Genomic DNA, 18,664 nt, shown 5'->3' with positions numbered 1-18,664 from the left:
CAGCAAAACTGGCCATTACCAAAGTCACACACGGCGAGGGCGCGGTTTCACCGTATTATATTTAGGGAGTGGCGATTTCAGCCTGAAATTCCGGCTAAGGTTGATTTGATTTCATGCACTTAGCTATGAAATCGGGCTGGCGAAGGGTGAAATTACGGGGGAGATATCAGGTGGGTGAGGTAACAATCTGTAGCGGCACGGTTCAGGTTGTACGGGATTGTGCTGCTACAGATTGCTTATCATCAGAGGTGAAGCGCTATTACTGATTGAGATACTTATTCAGCGTCTCGGTGATAACGCGATCCAGCTCTTCCTGTAATTCTTTGGACTGGCGGTTAAACTCATAGCTAAACATGCGTCCGCGCGTTTTCTTGCGGGCGTAACGGTCTTTATCCGCGAAGGTCCACAGCGGTGTCGCCACCACTTTATCTTTAGCCGGCGCCTGCACCAGCGTCTGGCTACCGTTACGGACCAGCCGCAGGATGCCATTCTTGACTTCGTCTTCCGCCAGGCCTTCACGCGCACAGACGCTGTCCACATCCATACCGATGGTTTCAATCAGAGCGTCTACCGTCTGACCGGTTTCCTGCAGTTTTTCGTAGGCCTGCAACAGCGTTTTGTAGTCAGGATAGGTCAACTCTGAATGGTTCGGGAACAGGGTGACCAGTTCCAGCGGCACACTGGCAGCCTGCAGCGCGCGGGTCACTTTTGCCTGAGACAGCCCTTCACTCTGCGCAATCTCTTTTTGCGACAGGCCGCTGTCTTTCAGGGACATCAAACGCATGCCAACTTCACGCAGATTATGCTCACGCGCGGTCTGGATATCCTGCGCCAGACGACGGGCTTCTTCGGCAGAGATGGCAACGTCGGTAACCAGCACATCCAGCCCGGTTTTACAGTGCAGCGCGGCCGCCCGACGACGCGAACCATCGAGGATTTCAATCCGATCGCCACGCTTCACGCCTATGGCCGGGAAGAACTGCTGCAGTTTAATGGTACGGATGATATCGCGCAGTGACTCTGGCGTGAGACCGGACTGGTCACGGCCGTTGGTTTCCATCACCACGTACGTACGTTCTTCTATCTCTTTAGCCGTGATGTGTTCCAGCGTGAACAGGGCGCGTTTACCGGTGGAAAGGATAAACGTCTGGGAGTGACCATCCTCGCTGGGTTCATTTTGTAACGGGCTCTGGCTGAAGGTGCGGCCAATAGTGATTCTTTTTGCGCTCATAATAACCTCAGTTCAGGCGGATAAATTCAATACGATCAAAGACGGCTTTGGCAAAGTCTTCTGCCGCCGAACGCGCGTTTTTCAGGGCTTCGCTGCTGCCGACATAGGTCGATGGGTTAGCGGAGATAACCGTATCGAACGATTCACCGCAGCGTTCAAAGCCATCCAGCCGAGGTAGCGCCGCATCCAGCATATCGCCGCCAAATATCTCTTTCGCCAGGCTGTGACACATCTTGTGGTCCGCTTTATTCGACAGCTTGGACATAAAGCCAATGTTGCCCTGCAACCGGCAGGTGGCGCCCGACTCTTCGATAATGTCGATGAGCTCGGGCAGGCGCGTCAGATACTTCAGCGTGGAGTGGAAATCAACCTGTGCCGGCGGCACCGGCGTCATCAGTAAATCGGAGGCGGCAATGGCGTTTTTCAGGAAGGCATCAAGATGGGGGCCGCTGTCAATAAAGATGAAGTCGTAATCTTTTTTCAGCTTAGCCACCACGTTTTCATACAGCACCGCATGCACGTTTTGCTGCGGAAGATGCTCCGCACACAGCTCTTCCCAGCGTGAAGCAATGAAAGCGTCATCGATTGAGGCGGGCAGTACGTCAACGCCAGGAATAATCGACGGCACAATAAATTCACTTTTCAGCTCTTCGCGGCTGACGTTTTGCAGCATCGCCTGAGCTGCTGTGGCCTCAACCAAACCGACCGAACGTTCATGATTCAGGAACATGGTGGCCGAAGACTGCGGATCGAGATCGATAACCAGGATACGTAAATCTTCAAACAGCAGGTGCGGATGCGCGCGCAGCGCGTGCGCCAGCGATACCGTTGAAACGGTTTTAGACACGCCGCCTTTCAGGTTACCGACAAACAGCGTAAACGCTTCAGGATGGCGATCGCGGTATTTCGGGACGCCGCGATGATGGTAGATGTCGATAATATTTTGGATCGACATCGCGTACTTGGTGGAACTGCCGGCCGCACGCTTATCAAACGGATAGCCGTTTTCTTCCATCTCGTTAACCGCGTAATCGACACTGGCGCGCGTCAGCTTGGGCAACTTGGCTAACGCCGCTTTGGCATAGACCTGGTAAAAAGTATTCTCGTGTAACTCTTCTTTTTGCGCCTGAATCTGCTCCGTCAGGCTCATCAGCATTCTTTCTGAGCGTTGAGCGACTTTCAGAACCTGCTTCTCATCGTTAGCCATACTTGCTCCACACATGTAGGATTTATGACTTTATACCGAAATCCTGCACATGAGGCAAATCTATCTCATCTGTTCATCATCGGCTCGCGTTGTAAAAAGACCTTTTGCAATAGGGGGTTAAACCAGACGTTCACTGCAGTCAGTAGTGCGCGTTGATTGTTTACCCATCAATTGATGAAAATGTGCTCGGCGTAAGGGCGGCACTCTGCCACTGTTCACTGTAATCAGTAACCGACATGTGTGGCAGAAGCGGGCGATGAAGGTGAAATACTGCGCGCCGTTACCTGACAGAGCAGTCCGCACGTTCACTGTAATCAGCGGGTGGCGAAAAGGAATGAACTACGTTCACTGTACTCGGCAGAACATTCACTGCAATCAGTAACCCTGCCGTAAGATTCACTGTAATCAGTAATTCTTAGCGCAGGGACAGCGCTACCGGCGCCAGGGTGAGTCAGTGCGCAAGAGTAAATGTTCACTGTAGTCAGTGATTCCGCGCATCATCTGCTCACCAAATGGTCAGGATTCACTATAGTCAGCACAAGCCCGCTACATTCTTCCCTCACTGACTGCCTGCAATGCACGGTGTGAGGGGGTGCTGCCAGCCAGTGAGAAGTGGAGAAGCTGCACACGATGAGAATTACGCGGTTTACGATTGCGGGCTGGCGAGCATTGCCTGCAGGAAGATTGGGCTGCGCCGCGGCGAGCGCCGTGCAGTGTCATGTTAAGGGCCGCCTTACTGGCGGCAATCTGCCAGCGCATCGATTGATGCAGGCACAAGATTCACTGTAATCAGTAAACTGCGACGTCGATGCCGGCGACATTCACTGTAGTCAGTAAACTATGAATACCTTTTCGTCAATGTTCACTGTAATCAGTAATGTGACCGCGAGCAGATATTCATAACCTGATCGCTGCGGCGCATTCACTATAGTAAGTAAAAGGAAAAGCGTGTTTAAGCCTGAATCGCTGACCTGCCTCACTGAGCATTCACTGTAATCAGTAAACCCGATCATCTTTATCGCGCCAGGTTGAGGGAGGGGCGTGCGGCACAGGGAAGGGCACTCAGCTACCAACATTCACTGTAATCAGTAGCTGACCTGACGCGCGCTGCGCTTTGAGGCAGCAAGACCTGACAAACACGTTCACTGTAATCAGTAAATGCCCGCTTAGCCTCAGCCCGATAACGTTCACTGTAGTCAGTAGCTGGCTTTCCCTTCCATGCAGGCCAGTGCCTGCGGTGAGGGCAGGGGAGTGTTGAGAACGTTCACTGCAATCAGTAACGCAGAGAGCCGTTTCGTCATGAAATGACGTTCACTATAGTCGGTAAACCCTCCCACGATTCACTGTAATCAGCGATAGTGACCAACCCTGTCACTTTTACTGGTTACTTTTACAGCATAATTACTGAATACAGTGAATGTATTACTGTATATCGTTTATTACGCTTAATTTTCAGTCAGATACGATAAAGCGTTCACTGTAATCAGTGAGGTCGTATGCTTACGTGTTCACTGTGGTCAGCAGAATCGCCCGGCAGACCAGACATTCACTGTAATCAGCCAGACGGTATCTGAGGGCACAGACAAGATGTCTGTCAACCCACCTGGTAAGTACCCACTATCAATAAAAGCGCTGTTATGTATAGAAAGGAAGGTATGACGATTTTTACGGAACAGGCAATACCGGCAGCGACCACTGATTACAGTGAATGCTACCGATTACAGTGAACAGATCAGGCTGTGCTAATTACAGTGAATGAGGGGAAAGCGGCAGTGTCACTTTTAGGCTCAGTGACACTGCGCGAAGAGGGCTGACTGATTACAGTGAATGGGTGAAGTCAGTCTTCGAAATCGAGGTCTTCCAGCGAATCGATACTTTCCAGATTGCTGATGCCATCGAGTTTCGGCGTGCGACTGTGGATGATGAAAAACACCGAACGGCCGCGTTTCACTTCGGAATAGTCGAGGTAGCCAATCTCTTTCAGCTGCTCCATGGCGCGCCGCACCACATGGTTTTGCGTGGTGGTTTTTGAGCCGAGATTAAGACGCATGCGTAAGCGCGCCAGGGAGATAGGCGCCGGATTAGTGGGCAGGCTTTCCAGGTAAGTATACAGCGCCTGCGCCGACTCCTTACGCTTGAGGCGCGAGATAGCTCGCAGTTGCAGCAGCACCTTGTGGTCGAAGTTATACAGCTCAAACAGCTTAGGATCGGCCTGAATGCGCACCAGATCTTTCTCACGATCGTAGTAAGCCGACTGCACCAGGTGCGTGTGATAGGCTTTACCATTCCCCTCAAACGACAGGGTATTGGTTGCGATGCGTCGCAGCGAGGCGTCAAGACGCTTACGCAGCGCCGCGGACGAGTTGGCTGAGGGAATACCACACATCTTGACGAAGTCGATAAACGGCAGCGTGACGGTGTCGCCCTTCGACGGATAACGCGAAAAAGACTGAATGATGCCGGCCCAGGTTTTGAAATCATTATCCATATCCAGCCGTGCGCCGGTGATGGTAATCTTTTCATAGCCTTCCGCTTTCACCAGCGACAGGTTTTTGAGCTCTTTGGTGGCATCGGTTGAAGCCATCGCGCCGGATTTCCCGCGCGCCGTTGACTTCAGGGTAGGAACAAACAGACCCAGGCGCATCAGTGCGACCGGTTGTACGGTGTTATTTTTATTGGGATGAAGCTGAATAACTTCACCACTGTTTTTCGTCACCGACAGAAAAGGTTCAAGTAACGCCTTGTTTTCACTCTCTTTATCTGCCATAGCCTGAGATCTTCATTCTGTGGATGAAAAGGATCGGTATCTGATTACAGTGAACATTAACACTGTTTATAGTGAACATTCTACTGTCTATAGTGAATAAAGTACTGACTATAGTGGATACTTTACTGATTATAGTGAACACGATCACCTTCTCAGCCCTTGTCGGGTGCGGCCTGCCGCGATCGGGGATCTCTTAGGATCTCTTTTAGATCTCTTTATGATCTTTCTTTAAGATCTAATCACTGTATAAGTGGATAACCCGTTGAGGCGACTGATGCTGATAAGCGTAACCTGCAGAATATCCGCTTACGTCTTTAAATCACCCTGTGAGGGTGGAAAGTGAAAATCTTCAGGCCTGCGCTTCCTCTCAATTCATTTCAGGTGAACAACTTGCTCTCATCTATTCATTTTTCATCACCTGATGGCTGGCGTAAGGTAGATCTCACTCTGATCAACCCGATTATCTGACGAAGGCATCCTATGACTGATCACGTTATTTCACGTAATCCCACCAGCGGCGAAATCATTGCCACTTATCCCCTGCAGAGTGCAGCCGAGCTGGAAACGGCTTTACAGCAAAGCGCCAGCGCCTTTGCGCAGTGGCGTAAGACAGAGATGGCACAGCGCGTGAAGGTACTGCGTCAGCTGGGTGAGCAGCTGCGCCAGCGTCAGGATCAACTGGCTACGCTCGCCACGCTGGAAATGGGTAAACCCATTGCGCAGGCGCGTGCCGAAGTCCTGAAATGCGCCAGCCTGTGTGACTGGTATGCTGAACACGGGCCGGCAATGCTGGCCGATCAGCCCACGCTGGTGGAAAACCAGCAGGCCTGGCAATCGTTTCGTCCACTCGGTGTGATCCTCGCGGTGATGCCGTGGAATTTTCCCTACTGGCAGGTTCTGCGTGGCGCGGTCAGCATGCTGCTGGCGGGCAATACTTACCTGCTGAAACACGCTCCGAGCGTCATGGGCTGCGCCTTGCTGATGCAGGAACTGTTTGCCGCAACCGATTTGCCGCGTGGCGCATTCAATGTGATCAACGTCGATAACGACGGTGTCTCTGCCGCCATTAAAGATCCGCGCGTCGCGGCCATCGCCGTGACCGGAAGCGTGCGTGCTGGTGGGGCTATCGCCGCTCAGGCCGGTGCGGTACTGAAAAAAACCGTGCTGGAGTTAGGCGGCGCCGATCCTTTTATCGTACTGGCGGATGCCGATCTGGATGCAGCAGTGGCCTCAGCGGTCACAGGACGCTACCAGAACAGCGGGCAGGTGTGTATGGCAGCCAAACGCTTCATCATTGAAGAGAGCATCGCAGAAGCGTTTGAGGCGCGTTTCAGCGCAGCCGTGCAGGCACTGAAAGTGGGCGATCCGCTGCAGGAAGAGACTTATATCGGTCCGATGGCACGCTACGATCTGCGTGATGAACTGGATCATCAGGTGCAGGAAACCCTGCAACAGGGTGCACGTCTGGTGCTGGGCGGCCACAAGATCGAGGGCGTCGGCAACTATTATGCGCCAACCATTCTTGCCGACGTCACGCCCGCGATGACCGCTTTTCGTCAGGAGATCTTCGGGCCGGTGGCGGCGATCACCGTCGCGCGCGATGCGCAACATGCACTGCAGCTGGCGAATGACAGCGAGTTTGGCCTGAGCGCCACCGTGTGGAGCGGCAATGAAGCGCTGGCGCAGGAACTGGCAGAGCAGCTGGAAACCGGCGCGGTGTTTATCAACGGCAACGGCGCCTCAGATCCGCGCGTCGCTATCGGTGGCGTGAAGAAGAGTGGTTATGGCCGCGAACTCTCCAGCTTCGGCGTGCACGAGTTCTGTAACATCCAGACGGTGTGGAAAAACCGTCGCTAACCCGGTCGGGGCGCGCCATACTGTGCGCCCCAACTTCCGGAAGCCATCCTTGTATGCAGACGCCAGGCATCCTCATTCTTGCTGCCGGTCTCGGCAGCCGCTTTCGTCAGGCCGGCGGTACCGGGCACAAACTGCTGGCACCGTATCCTGACGATAATGACGTACCTCAGCCGCTGCTGAAGCTGACGCTGCAGCAGGCGCAGCGCAGCGGTTTGCCGCTTCTCCTCATTATTCGGCCGGAAGATCGCGCCATTCAACAGCTGGCACAGCAGTGCGGCGTCGCGACCTGCACTATTGCCAGCGCCGGCAGCGGTGAAAGCATTGCCGCTGGCGTGCGGGCCACCGCCCACTGGCATGGCTGGCTGATCGTACCGGGTGATATGGCGTGGGTGAGGGCGGAGGATCATCAATGCGTGGCGCAGGCGCTGCGCAACGGCGCGCCGCAGGTACGGCTCAGCTGGCAAAACCAGCCGGGCCACCCGGTGGGATTTGCCGCGCACTATGGCGCGGCGCTCGCTCAACTGCAGGGCGACAGCGGTGCCCGCGCGCTGCTCGATCCGGCCATTCTCATCACTCTGCCGGCCCATCAGGGCACGATCCGCGACGCGGATCTGCCACGATCCGGGGCAAGCCGCTGACCGGCAGCGCGCCTGAATGGGTCAGTGGCTGCCGGGATTAGCGCGTACCTGCGCCACTTTTTCGCTCAGATTCTGCCACGCCGGTTGGTCAGATGCGTAGCGCTGGCGCAGCCAGGCGGCAATATCCGCAACCTGCTTATCCGACAAACTGGCGGCAAAGCCGGGCATATAACCGAGCGCATCGGTTGCCGGTTTGTCGATACCGTGCAATACCACCTGTAACAGATTATCCGGCGTCGCGCTGGTTATGCTGCTGCTGTTGGCCATCGATGGGCTGACGCCAAACAACTGCGGTCCGCCCTCGCTGGCGCTGTGGCAGGCCTGACAGGCACCTTTAAACAGCCGTTCCCCTGCGGCAGTGTTCCATGCCGGTTTTGCCGCCGGTGCAGCGACAGGGCGCGCTGCCTGACCATTGATATCCGCCAGATAGCTGGCCATGGCGCGCACATCGGCTTCCGGCAGGGTGGCGAGATGGCTTACCACCGGAGCCATTGGTCCAGCGGCAACGCCGTGCTGCGCATCGTAACCACTGCGCAGGTAGTTATACAGCGACTGCGCCGTCCACGGCTGCGGGGCTTTACTCAGCTGATTAAGCGCGGGCGCTTCCCAGCCGTCCACCCAGCCACCGACGAGGAAATTGTCCCCGCGTTTTTCCGCGCCCAGCAAATTACGCGGCGAGTGGCAGGCACCGCAGTGTCCGGCTCCGTTCACCAGATAGGCACCGCGATTCCATTCGGCGCTTTTGCGGGGGTCAGGCTGGAATTCGCCGCGCCCGAGGTAGAGCGCGTTCCAGCCTGCCATCAGGAAGCGCAGGTTATAGGGGAAGCGCATCTGGTTTTCTGCTGGTGCCTGCTGTACCGCCGGCTGCGACATCAGCCAGGCGTACAGCGCCTGCATATCGCCTTCGCTCAGCTGGCGAAAGCTGGTGTAGGGAAACGCCGGATAGAGATGATGGCCGTCGCGGCTGATGCCCTCGCGCATGGCGCGATCGAAGGCGTTAAATGACCAGCTGCCGATGCCGGTCTGTTTATCCGGCGTGATGTTGGTGGTGTACAGCGTGCCAAACGGCGTCTCCATCTTCAGGCCGCCGGCATTGGTCGCGCCGCCTTCCGTGGTATGGCATACCGCGCAGTCACCGGCGGCGGCCACCTGACGGCCACGTTCCAGCATCTCCGCCGACCAGCTTCCGGCGGCCGGGGGTGTCACGGGCGCAATCGGTGCGCGCCACGGCAGCGCGTTAATCGCCACGCCAGCGGCGAGACCGAGCAATCCTGTTACGCCACCCAGCGCCCATTTTCGGCTGCGGCGGCGGACGGTTTGGGCCGGTGCGGCCAGCTGTGGCTCCGGCTGCGGATCGGGGCCGTTCAGCGCCTGACGCAGTTTGTCAGCAGTAATGGGCAATTCGCGAAAACGGATACCGGTGGCATCAAACACCGCGTTAGCGATGGCCGCGGCGCTGGGCACCGACGCGGACTCCCCCGCGCCCAGCGGCGGTTCGTGCGGGCGCGGCACCATCATTACGTCGATATCCGGCACTTCCGGAAACGTCAGGATCGGGTAGCTGCCCCATTCCTGGCTGGCGATCAGGTTGCTTTCAATCGTCACCTGTTCTTTGAGCACCCGGCTGGTGGACTGAATGACATTGCCGTGAATCTGATGCTTTACCCCTTCCGGGTTGATCATCATGCCGGCATCATGGCCTACGGTGATGCGCGTAACGGCGATCTCGCCGCTCTGCTTATCAATCGCGACATCCGCGACCCAGGCAGCCCAGGCGGCGCCGAAGCCGGGAAATTTGCTGTGAATATAGCGTGCGTAGGCAAAACCGCGTCCGCGCAAAATGCCGGGTTCGCTGGCGGTCTGCTGAATGGCGGTGCGCGGCGTCCAGTCTGCGCGCGCAGCGGTGGAGCGCATTAGCTCGGCGGCGCGATCGTCCTGAATGTAGCGCAGCCGGTACTCCACCGGATCGACGCCTGCCGCGTGGGCCAGCTCATCCATATAGGATTCATGGGCAAAGGTGTTGGGCAGGGCCGAAACGCCGCGCATCCACGAGGCGCGCACAATCGGCGCCATGTCCTCAATGGTGACGCGCAGATGGGGAAAATCGTAAGGTGGAATGGAGGTGCGATCGCCCATTTCATACGCCAGCGCCACCGGATCGACGCGGCCGGTCAGCAGCAGCGCAAGGGTGGGTGCGCCGTTGGACGGATAAGACGTAGTGAAATCATACACCTGCGGATTGCCCTGCGCGTCCAGCCCGCCGTCCACCTCCATCAGCTGCGCAGTGCCTTTCGGTTCCCACACGTGTTCCTGGGCGCGCGTCAGCTGTACCCGCACCGGCTGGCCTACTGCGCGTGACAGCAGCGCCGCATCGGCGGCCACGTCATCGGCGCAGTTGCGACCATAGCAACCGGCGGCTTCCATGCGGTTCACTTCAATGGTCTCTTCCGGCCTCTCCAGCAGCCATGCCAGATCGGCGCGCAGCAGGTGCGGATTCTGCGTACCGCTCCACACCTGCAGCGAATCAGGCTGATAGTCGGCCACCGCACAGGAAGGGCCAATCGACGCATGCAACTGATAGGGCCAGACATAGCTGCGGGTAAAACGCTGCGCGACATTCGCCAGCGCGGCATCCACTTCACCGCTGTCATGCACCACGCGCGAGGTGCGGGGATTATCACGAATAGCCTGTTCGATATCGCGCAGGTCCGGCAGGCTGTGTTCCCACGGCTTCCAGCGCACCTGTAATGCGTCCATCGCGGCGATAGCCTGCTCCTCGCGCTCGGCCACCACGCCGACAAAATCCGCGATCTGCACCACTTTCACGATGCCTTCGAGATGCGCGATCGAGCTTTCGTCAATGCTGAGCAATGAGGTGCCGACAAAGCTACCAGTGTCATAGCCCGCATACGGTGGACGGATGACCCGGCCGTGCAGCATACCGGGCACGCGCAGGTCATGCACCCACGTCAGTTCGCCGGTGGCTTTGGCGGGAATATCCACCCGCGCTGAGCTGGTACCAACTAAGCGATATTCACTGGCGGGCTTGAGTGTTACCTGATGATCAATCGGCACGATGCTGCGCTGCTGCTGCACCAGTTCGGCAAATGACAGTTGCACCCCGTTGGGGTGCTGCAGGAAACCGCCGTCCAGCGTAATGCTCTCCACCGGTAGCTGCCAGCGCGCGGCGGCCTGTTGTAACAGCCACTGGCGCGCCGTTGCAGCCGCTTTACGTAGTGGTACGGCAGAAATTTGCAAGGTGGCGCTGGCGATGGTGGCGCCCTGGTTGGGTACGCGCAGCGTATCGCCCAACACCATTTGCACCTGATCCATGCGCAGACTGAGCTCTTCGGCGACGATTTGCGTCAGCGCGGTTTTCACCCCGGTGCCGAGATCGACATGGCCATTGAAGGCCCATACGCTGCCGGAACCGTCAATAGCCAAAAACAGTGCGCGCTCTTTGGCTTTCAGCGTCGGCGTCTGGCCTTTGGGTACCAGCCCTGGCGGCGGCTGAATCTCATCGACAATCAACAGGACGTCGCTGGCTGCCAGCAACTGCTGCTGCGTGGGGACGTTAGCCGCACTCATGATGCCGCCTCCGCCTGCTGCAGGCATAAGGTGATGGCGCGCTTCACCGCGCACAGAATCTCCTGATGGGTGCCACAGCGGCACAGATTACCGCTCAGCGCCGCACGTATTTGCCGGTCATCAGGGCAGGGCTGAGCGCGCAGCAGCGCGGCGGTGGTCATGATCATGCCGTTAAGGCAGTAACCGCATTGTGCGGCCTGCGCCTCAATAAACGCCTGCTGCACCGGATGCAGTGCTTCGCGGTTGCCCAGGCCTTCCAGCGTGGTGATAGCGCGCTGACGCACGCCATACGCCGGGATGACGCAGGCGCGCGCGGCAACGCCATCGATCAGCACGGTGCAGGCGCCGCATTCGCCCAGGCCGCAGCCATATTTGGGTCCGTTAAGCTGGAGTTGATTACGCAGCACCAGCAGCAGCGAGGTATCGCGGTAGCTGCTGATGGAGTGAGTCGCGCCGTTCACCTCAAGGGCGTAATGGCACGTGGATGCAGGTGAAACCGGTGTGGCAGTCTGAGGTGCCAGCATTTTCATTATTAACCGCCTTAGCGAGGCGGCTAAGCGCCCCGGGTTAGGGCTGGCTCGTATCGTCCAGCATTTTCTTCAGCAGATAAATCAGCGCGACCCGTTCGGCCGGATTCAGCTGCCCGTAAGTCATTTCGGTGATGCGCATCGCGTTATCAGTCGTGCTGTCAATCAGGCGATGGCCTGCATCGGTCAGCATGACAATCACTTTGCGTTTGTCGGTGGGATCGGGACCCAGACTGACCAGATCGCGCGCCTTAAGACGCTCAACCACACCGCGAATGGTGGCCTGATCGACGGCGGTATAGCGCACTAAATCGTTCTGTGCGCTCGGACCGCGATCGCGCAGCGCACAGAGGGTAATAAATTGCACGGCGGTGATCTGTGAATCACCGACGTGTTGCTGAAAAATCGCCGCATGGCGTTGATACACCTTGCGCAACAGATGGCCAACCTGCTCGGTATAGTCATAGCGCTGGTCTGCGCGCGGATCCTGCTGGTGCGACATGCCTTTATCCTTTTTCCCGGAAACTGTCAGGCAGTGTAATGCATTGTCACTGCGCTGACAGCCGTTCCCTGCGCACGATTAACGCGCGCGTGAGGCCTCCGGTGCCACCACTTCACCTTCCGCCACCACCAGCAAATCGTCCACTTTGATGTCGCAGCGGCGCAGAGCAATGTCCATATGGCACGGCGTTTTGCGCTTACCGCCCACTTCGGTGTTCGGTCCGGTCGAAAACAGGAAGTTGCCGTAAAAGGCGCGCGCGTCCATACACATGCCGTCGTTTTTGTCGTGTAATCCCATCGCCGTCCACTGTGCGCGCGGCTGCAGCCCCCAGCCGATGTGGGAAATACCGTACACTTCCGGATCGTTGAAGTAGCGCATGTAATCGCGCAGATACTCGGCTTCAAAGCCACCGTGAATGCGGGTGACAAAACCTTTCTCGATCTCCAGCGTGATGCGTTCACGCGCGTAAGATTTAAACGGCAGCAGGATGTCGCCGACGTCCAGCACCAGCACGCCTTCAGCCTGATCTTCATTCGGCCAGGTAAACAGGAAGCCACTCGGCCAGTGATCCCAGCGGCCCGGCTCATCCGCGTAGCCATATTCCGTCACCGTGGGGTACTGGCCGAGCGGGGCGCGAAAATCACTGCCGGCCGGCGACTTCACCGTCATCATGCGCGCTTTTTCCAGCACTGCCGCCGCGGCCAGCACGCGCGACTTGTCCTCTTCAGTGGGCAACATTCGTGCCAATACTTCCGGCGGCTCAACCGCCAGCAAAATTCGCGTCCCGGTTTTCAGGATTTGCTCCTGCTCCGGCGAATGCAGCAGCATCATGGTATCGACGATCAGGTCCGCCGCTTCCAGCGCGCGCTGTGCGGCAATGTTGCCGGTAAGCGCGGTATCACCGCAGTAGGCGGTCATGTCGTTACCCATTGCCGTCGGGTGATTGAAGGCCGGCAGCTCAACGCAATACACCTTCGCGCCCAATCGTAGTGCAGCATCAGTGGCGGCCTGCACGGTGCGTGCATCGGAATAGTGACTTTTCAGGATGGCGACACTCTGACTGGCGTCGACTTTCGACAGCCGTAAAACCTGCTCGAACATCTGGCCTAACTGGCTCTGATTTACTGCCATAGCGGTTTCCTCTCAGGGTTAGATGTCAGACAATTTGCTGCGCAAAACTTCAGCTATTTATAGCGAACACGCTTTATGTGTTTGTTATAGACGTGTTGCGAAGAACAGTGCAAGCATTTCTTTTTGACATAAGAAAAGCCTATTTAACCTTATCATCAGGCTGTGATTAACATCATGTTATCGAGTTTTCACTGTAAATACGGTTGCTTTTAACAGTGTCATAACCTCAATAATTAAAGCGTATGCACTATAAATTCAGCGTCGGGTTTGATCGTTTATCCGTGTGCATACCTTCAAATCAGCGTCAGTGTGAGAGGAAAATATGAGCAATATGAAACGCATCGCGGTGATCGGCGCCGGGCTGGGCGGGCTTGCCGCCGGCTCGCTGTTACAGAAAGCGGGATTTCATGTCACGGTTTATGAACAAAGCCCGGCTTTCTCCCGTCTGGGTGCCGGCATCCACATGGGGCCGAACGTGCTCAAGGTGTTTCGCCGCATGGGCATCGAACAGCAGCTGGAGGATCTGGCTTCGCATCCCGATTTCTGGTTCAGCCGCGACGGCGAGACAGGGGAGTATTTGTCACGCATTCCGCTGGGCGCTTATGCGCGCAAAGAGTACGGTGCGGCTTATGTCACGGTGCACCGGGGCGATTTGCAGGCCATGCAGATGACCAGTCTGCAGCCGGGCAGCGTCCAGTTCGGCAAGTGCCTGAGCAGCGTCGAAGACAGCGGCAGCGATGTGGTGTTGCGTTTTCAGGATGGCAGCGAAGCGCGCGCGGATATCGTGATTGGCGCGGATGGCATCAACTCAAAGCTGCGTGAACATCTGCTGGGGGTGGAAGCGCCCACTTACAGCGGCTGGGTGGCGCACCGTGCGCTGATCCGCGGCGAACAACTGCGCAAATACAACCTCAGCTTTGAAGATTGCGTCAAGTGGTGGTCTGAAGATCGTCATCTGATGGTCTATTACACCACCAAAGCGCGCGACGAATATTATTACGTCTCCGGTGTGCCGCACCCGGCGTGGGATATCAAAGGCAGCTTCGTTGAAAGTAGTCAGCAGGAGATGCTGGAAACGTTTGGTCACTACCATCCGGTGGTACAGGCGCTGATCGAGTGCAGCGAATCGGTCACCAAATGGCCGCTGCTCAACCGTCAGCCATTGCCGGTATGGAGCGAAGGGCGCATTGTGCTGCTGGGTGATGCCTGCCATCCGATGAAACCGCACATGGCGCAGGGCGCTGCGATGGCCATCGAAGATGCCGCCATGCTGTCGCGCTGCCTGACGGAAACCGGTCTTGATGATTATCGCACCGCATTCCGCCTGTATGAAGCCAACCGCAAAGAACGTGCGTCGCGCGTGCAGGCCGTCTCTAACGCCAATACTTTCCTGCGCACCCAGGAAGATCCGGCCTGGGTGTACGGCTACGACGTGTTTGCCGCGCCGCTGAAAAGCGAGGTGACCTCATGAGCCGTTTTATGCACGGCGGTCAGGTACAGGCCAACGGCATTCGCCAGCACTATCTGCGCTACGGCGGCAGCGGGCCCGCGCTGATCCTCGTACCGGGTATCACCAGCCCGGCGATCACCTGGGGTTTTGTGGCGGAAGTTTTTGCGCAGCATTTTGATACCTGGGTACTGGACGTGCGCGGTCGCGGGCTCTCCAGCAGCGGTGAAGGGCTGGATTACGGCATGGAGAGCTGCGCCGATGACATCAACGCCTTCGCGGATGCGCTGGGGCTGACGCGCTATCACCTGGTTGGCCATTCGATGGGCGCGCGCTTCATCATGCGTGCGGCGGTGAAACAGCCGGCCGGCGTGCTGTCGTTGTCGCTGATCGATCCGCCGGTTTCCGGACCGGGCCGGCGTCTCTATCCGGGTCAGTGGCCGTGGTATGAAGATTCCATTCGCGACGCGCAGCGCGGCATGGATGCTGAAGCCATGAAGCAATACTGCCCGGCCTGGAGCGATGACCAGCGTCAGCTGCGCGCCGAGTGGCTGCATACATGCTATACGCCGGCCATCCGTCGCGCCTATGACGATTTTCACCAGCTCGATATCCATCAATATTTCCCTCAGCTGCCGGCAAAAACCCTGCTGATGGTGGCAGGCAAGGGCGGCGTCATTCAGGCGGAAGATGAAGCCGAAATCCGCGAGCTGCTGCCGACCATTGAGATCAGCCGGGTAGCCGGCGCTGGTCACATGATTCCGTGGGATGATTTTCACGGTTTCTTCAACGCCTTTGGCACCTTCCTTGGCCCCTCACTGACTCCGGAGACGCAGCCATGACGCGTTCGTATCGTATCGGCCAGATTGTGCCGAGTTCCAACATCACCATGGAAACCGAAATTCCCGCCATGCTGCAGGCGCGCCAGCTGATTCGCCCGGAGCGGTTTACCTTCCACTCCAGCCGTATGCGCATGAAGCATGTCAATAAAGATGAGCTGGCGGCGATGGATAAAGAGTCCGACCGCTGTGCGCTGGAGCTGTCCGACGCGCGCGTTGACGTGCTCGGCTATGCCTGTCTGGTGGCGATCATGGCGATGGGCCCGGGCTATCATCGCCAGTCGCAGCAGCGCCTGACGCAGGTCACGCGCGACAACGAGGCGCTGGCACCGGTGATCACCAGTGCCGGCGCGCTGGTCGATGCGCTGCATATTATGGGCGCGAAGAAGATCGCGCTGGTAGCGCCCTACATGAAGCCGCTGACCGAGCTGGTGGTGGATTACATCCAGCGCGAAGGGATTGAGGTAAAGCAGTGGCGCGCGCTGGAAATTGCCGATAACCTCGCCGTCGCCCGCCACGACCCGGCCAATTTACCCGGCATCGTGGCGGACATGACGCTGACGGATGTTGACGTGGTGGTGCTGTCGGCCTGCGTGCAGATGCCATCGCTGCCGGCGGTGGCAAAAGTGGAGGCGCAGACCGGCAAGCCGGTAATCACGGCCGCCATTGCCACCACGTACGCTCTGCTGAAGGCGCTGGAGCTGGAGCCGGTGGTGCCGGGTGCGGGCGCACTGCTGTCCGGTGCGTGGTAAGGAGAAAGCATGAGCCAGAGTGTCAGTGATAACTACGCCGGTGCCTGGGGCAACCGCATCGGTTTTGGTCAGCGTCCGGCGCTGCTGATGATCGACTTTCTGCAGGGCTACACCACGCCGGGCGCCGCGCTATTTGCCCCGGGCGTGGTGGAGGCGGTGGCCGCTGCACAGGGCCTGCTGGCAGCGGCGCGCCAGTGCGCGATTCCGGTGATCCATACGCAGATTCGCTACCATCCGCAGCATCAGCAGGACGGCGGTATCTGGGTGCAGAAAGCCCCGGTGATGCGTGACATGGTGGAGGGCAATCCGCTGGCCGCGTTTTGTCCGGCGGTGCAGCCGCTTGCCGCAGAAGTGGTGATCACCAAACAGTATGCCAGCGCGTTTTTTGGCACGTCTCTGGCATCGATGCTGGTGGCGCAGGGCATTGATACGCTGCTGATCGCCGGCTGCTCCACCAGCGGCTGCATCCGCGCCAGCGCAGTGGATGCGTTGCAATACGGTTTTCGCGCCATGGTGGTGCGTGAATGCGTGGGCGATCGCCATGATGCGCCGCATCAGGCCAATTTGTTTGATATCGACAGTAAATATGGCGACGTGGTAAGTAAAGCCGCGGCGCTGGAGTATCTCGGGAAGTTCAGCGCCCGTTAAGGGCGCGTTTCACCTGCACGGAGTGCGCACAAACAGTCCGTTTCGGCTGCGGCTGAGACGCATAACAACATCTCCCCGACGACGGGGTTATTGCGCCCGGAGAACACCATGACTGACGTTTCAACCCGTCCTGCTGCGCTGGCAGCCGAAGACACCGCTTCGATTTATCGCAAAATCACCTGGAAGCTGATTCCGTTTCTCTGCCTGTGTTATCTCGCGGCCTACCTTGATCGCATCAATATCGGGCTGGCTAAGCTACAGATGGCGAGCGATCTGGCGCTGAGCGAGACCGCGTTTGGTCTGGGTGCCGGGCTGTTTTTTGTCGGCTATATTCTGTTTGAAGTACCGAGCAACCTGATTCTGCAGCGGGTCGGCGCAAAGATCTGGATCGCGCGCATCATGATTACCTGGGGCCTGCTCTCGACCGCCACGCTGCTGGTGCAAACGCCGACCCAGTTCTACATCATCCGCTTTTTCCTCGGCGCGGCCGAAGCCGGTTTTCTGCCTGGCGTGCTGTTCTATCTCACCAAATGGTTTCCCTCGTGGCGCCGCAGCCGCATCATTGCGCTGTTTATGATTGGCCTGCCGCTCTCCAGCCTGATTGGCGGGCCGCTTTCCGGCTGGATCATGGGGCATTTTCATGAGGTTTACGGCATGCGCGGCTGGCAGTGGCTGTTTCTGCTGGAAGGTCTGCCCAGCGTGTTACTGGGTGTGCTGACGTTCTGGCTGCTGCCGAACAGCGTCGAGAGCGCCAGCTGGCTCAGCAGCAGTGAGAAGCAGGCGGTGCTGCGCGAACTGGCGCGCGACGAAGGTGACGCCAAAGGGCTGAAACACAGCCTGCGCGATGGTCTGCTGAATATTCGCGTGGTGATGCTAGGCGGCATCGATTTCTCGATTCTGCTCAGCGCTTACGCCATGGGTTTCTGGATGCCGACCTTTATTAAGAATGCCGGTACCACCGATATCACCACCATTGGCTATCTGACGGCGATCCCCAGCCTGGCGGCGTTGATTGGTATGCTGGCGATTGGTGCCAGCTCAGACCGCCTGCGTGAACGCCGCTGGCACATCATCGTTCCGTTTATTATTGGTGCGGCGGCGATGGGCACCAGCACCTTCTTTGCTCATAACGTAGCGATGACCGTGCTGCTGTTCTCAATTGCGCAGGCGATGATTATCGGGGCGGTGCCGGTGTTTTTCAGTCTGCCCGCTACGTTCCTGAAAGGCACGGCAGCCGCGGCGGGTTTTGCGCTGGCCTGTTCGATCGCCAATATCGCCGGACTGGTGAGTAATTCCGTGATGGGCGTGGCGCTGGATCTCACCGGCAGCAGCAACGGCGCGCTGTGGTTCTTCGCCGTGTGTCTGCTGCTCAGTTCGCTGTTGGTGGTCGCGCTGCCAGCGAAGCTGGTGAATCGGTAGAAGATACCTGCGCGTTAAAGCACTTGTTATTCCCTGGTGCGCATCAATGCGCACCCTACAAAACAGTGCGAATTCGTTGTAATTATCGCCGTAGGGTCGCCATTCATGGCG

Annotated in this window: 14 protein-coding genes; 7 read left to right on the top strand and 7 right to left on the bottom strand. The window is 57.8% G+C overall.

Translation table 11 applies throughout. The features are described 5' to 3' along the window. Positions 1-259: 259 nt before the first annotated feature. The 3 genes from C1Y43_RS07225 to C1Y43_RS07215 form a co-directional block, all read right to left on the bottom strand. Positions 260-1,231 (bottom strand): ParB family protein, encoded by a 972-nt coding sequence (locus tag C1Y43_RS07225; protein WP_058776157.1) that lies wholly within the window; start codon positions 1,229-1,231, stop codon positions 260-262. A 7-nt stretch (positions 1,232-1,238) separates the two neighbouring features. Further along, positions 1,239-2,438, bottom strand: a complete 1,200-nt coding sequence (locus C1Y43_RS07220) for an AAA family ATPase (protein ID WP_058776156.1) — start codon at positions 2,436-2,438, stop codon at positions 1,239-1,241. 1,837 nt (positions 2,439-4,275) lie between these two features. Continuing rightward, a complete protein-coding gene (locus C1Y43_RS07215) occupies positions 4,276-5,205 on the bottom strand; it encodes a RepB family plasmid replication initiator protein (RefSeq protein ID WP_021508802.1) in 930 nt (309 codons plus the stop codon). Between the two features lie 480 nt (positions 5,206-5,685). Between C1Y43_RS07215 and C1Y43_RS07210 the strand changes: the two genes are divergently transcribed. Continuing rightward, the gene (locus C1Y43_RS07210; protein WP_104187655.1) at positions 5,686-7,062 is read left to right on the top strand and encodes an aldehyde dehydrogenase family protein; all 1,377 of its coding nucleotides are present in this window, start codon (positions 5,686-5,688) and stop codon (positions 7,060-7,062) included. A gap of 53 nt (positions 7,063-7,115) precedes the next feature. After that, a complete protein-coding gene (locus C1Y43_RS07205; RefSeq protein ID WP_104187654.1) occupies positions 7,116-7,700 on the top strand; it encodes an NTP transferase domain-containing protein in 585 nt (194 codons plus the stop codon). Between the two features lie 21 nt (positions 7,701-7,721). Here the strand turns inward: C1Y43_RS07205 and C1Y43_RS07200 are convergent, their stop codons facing one another. The 4 genes from C1Y43_RS07200 to C1Y43_RS07185 all read right to left on the bottom strand — a co-directional run bounded on the left by C1Y43_RS07200 (position 7,722) and on the right by C1Y43_RS07185 (position 13,448). Then, the gene (locus C1Y43_RS07200; RefSeq protein ID WP_104187652.1) at positions 7,722-11,288 is read right to left on the bottom strand and encodes a molybdopterin cofactor-binding domain-containing protein; all 3,567 of its coding nucleotides are present in this window, start codon (positions 11,286-11,288) and stop codon (positions 7,722-7,724) included. After that, the gene (locus tag C1Y43_RS07195; protein WP_369974305.1) at positions 11,285-11,812 is read right to left on the bottom strand and encodes a (2Fe-2S)-binding protein; all 528 of its coding nucleotides are present in this window, start codon (positions 11,810-11,812) and stop codon (positions 11,285-11,287) included. Before C1Y43_RS07195 ends, C1Y43_RS07200 begins: the two co-directional genes overlap by 4 nt. Before the next feature lie 43 nt (positions 11,813-11,855). Next, the gene (locus tag C1Y43_RS07190) at positions 11,856-12,317 is read right to left on the bottom strand and encodes a MarR family winged helix-turn-helix transcriptional regulator (RefSeq protein WP_021508807.1); all 462 of its coding nucleotides are present in this window, start codon (positions 12,315-12,317) and stop codon (positions 11,856-11,858) included. A gap of 78 nt (positions 12,318-12,395) precedes the next feature. Next, positions 12,396-13,448, bottom strand: a complete 1,053-nt coding sequence (locus C1Y43_RS07185) for a 2,5-dihydroxypyridine 5,6-dioxygenase (protein WP_021508808.1) — start codon at positions 13,446-13,448, stop codon at positions 12,396-12,398. A gap of 322 nt (positions 13,449-13,770) precedes the next feature. On the opposite strand from C1Y43_RS07185, the gene C1Y43_RS07180 reads away from it, so the two are divergent. From C1Y43_RS07180 to C1Y43_RS07160, 5 genes are all read left to right on the top strand, one after another. Further along, on the top strand, positions 13,771-14,919 hold the full coding sequence (locus C1Y43_RS07180) for an FAD-dependent monooxygenase (protein WP_058780991.1): 1,149 nt from the start codon (positions 13,771-13,773) through the stop codon (positions 14,917-14,919). Further along, positions 14,916-15,737 (top strand): alpha/beta fold hydrolase, encoded by an 822-nt coding sequence (locus C1Y43_RS07175; RefSeq protein ID WP_021508810.1) that lies wholly within the window; start codon positions 14,916-14,918, stop codon positions 15,735-15,737. The genes C1Y43_RS07180 and C1Y43_RS07175 overlap by 4 nt, the downstream gene beginning before the upstream one ends. Before the next feature lie 47 nt (positions 15,738-15,784). Beyond that, positions 15,785-16,486, top strand: a complete 702-nt coding sequence (locus tag C1Y43_RS07170; protein ID WP_199188990.1) for an Asp/Glu racemase — start codon at positions 15,785-15,787, stop codon at positions 16,484-16,486. A gap of 9 nt (positions 16,487-16,495) precedes the next feature. Then, positions 16,496-17,134 carry an isochorismatase family protein gene (locus tag C1Y43_RS07165; RefSeq protein WP_104187649.1) on the top strand — a complete coding sequence of 213 codons (639 nt, stop codon included), beginning with the start codon at positions 16,496-16,498 and terminating at the stop codon, positions 17,132-17,134. 108 nt (positions 17,135-17,242) lie between these two features. Further along, entirely contained in the window at positions 17,243-18,553 is a 1,311-nt protein-coding gene (locus C1Y43_RS07160; protein ID WP_021508813.1) for an MFS transporter, read from the top strand. Positions 18,554-18,664 lie beyond the last annotated feature (111 nt).

This window comes from Pantoea sp. ICBG 828, assembly GCF_002928355.1.
In the GTDB taxonomy this organism is placed as follows: domain Bacteria; phylum Pseudomonadota; class Gammaproteobacteria; order Enterobacterales; family Enterobacteriaceae; genus Pantoea; species Pantoea dispersa.
This window is presented reverse-complemented; position numbering and strand designations above follow the sequence as displayed.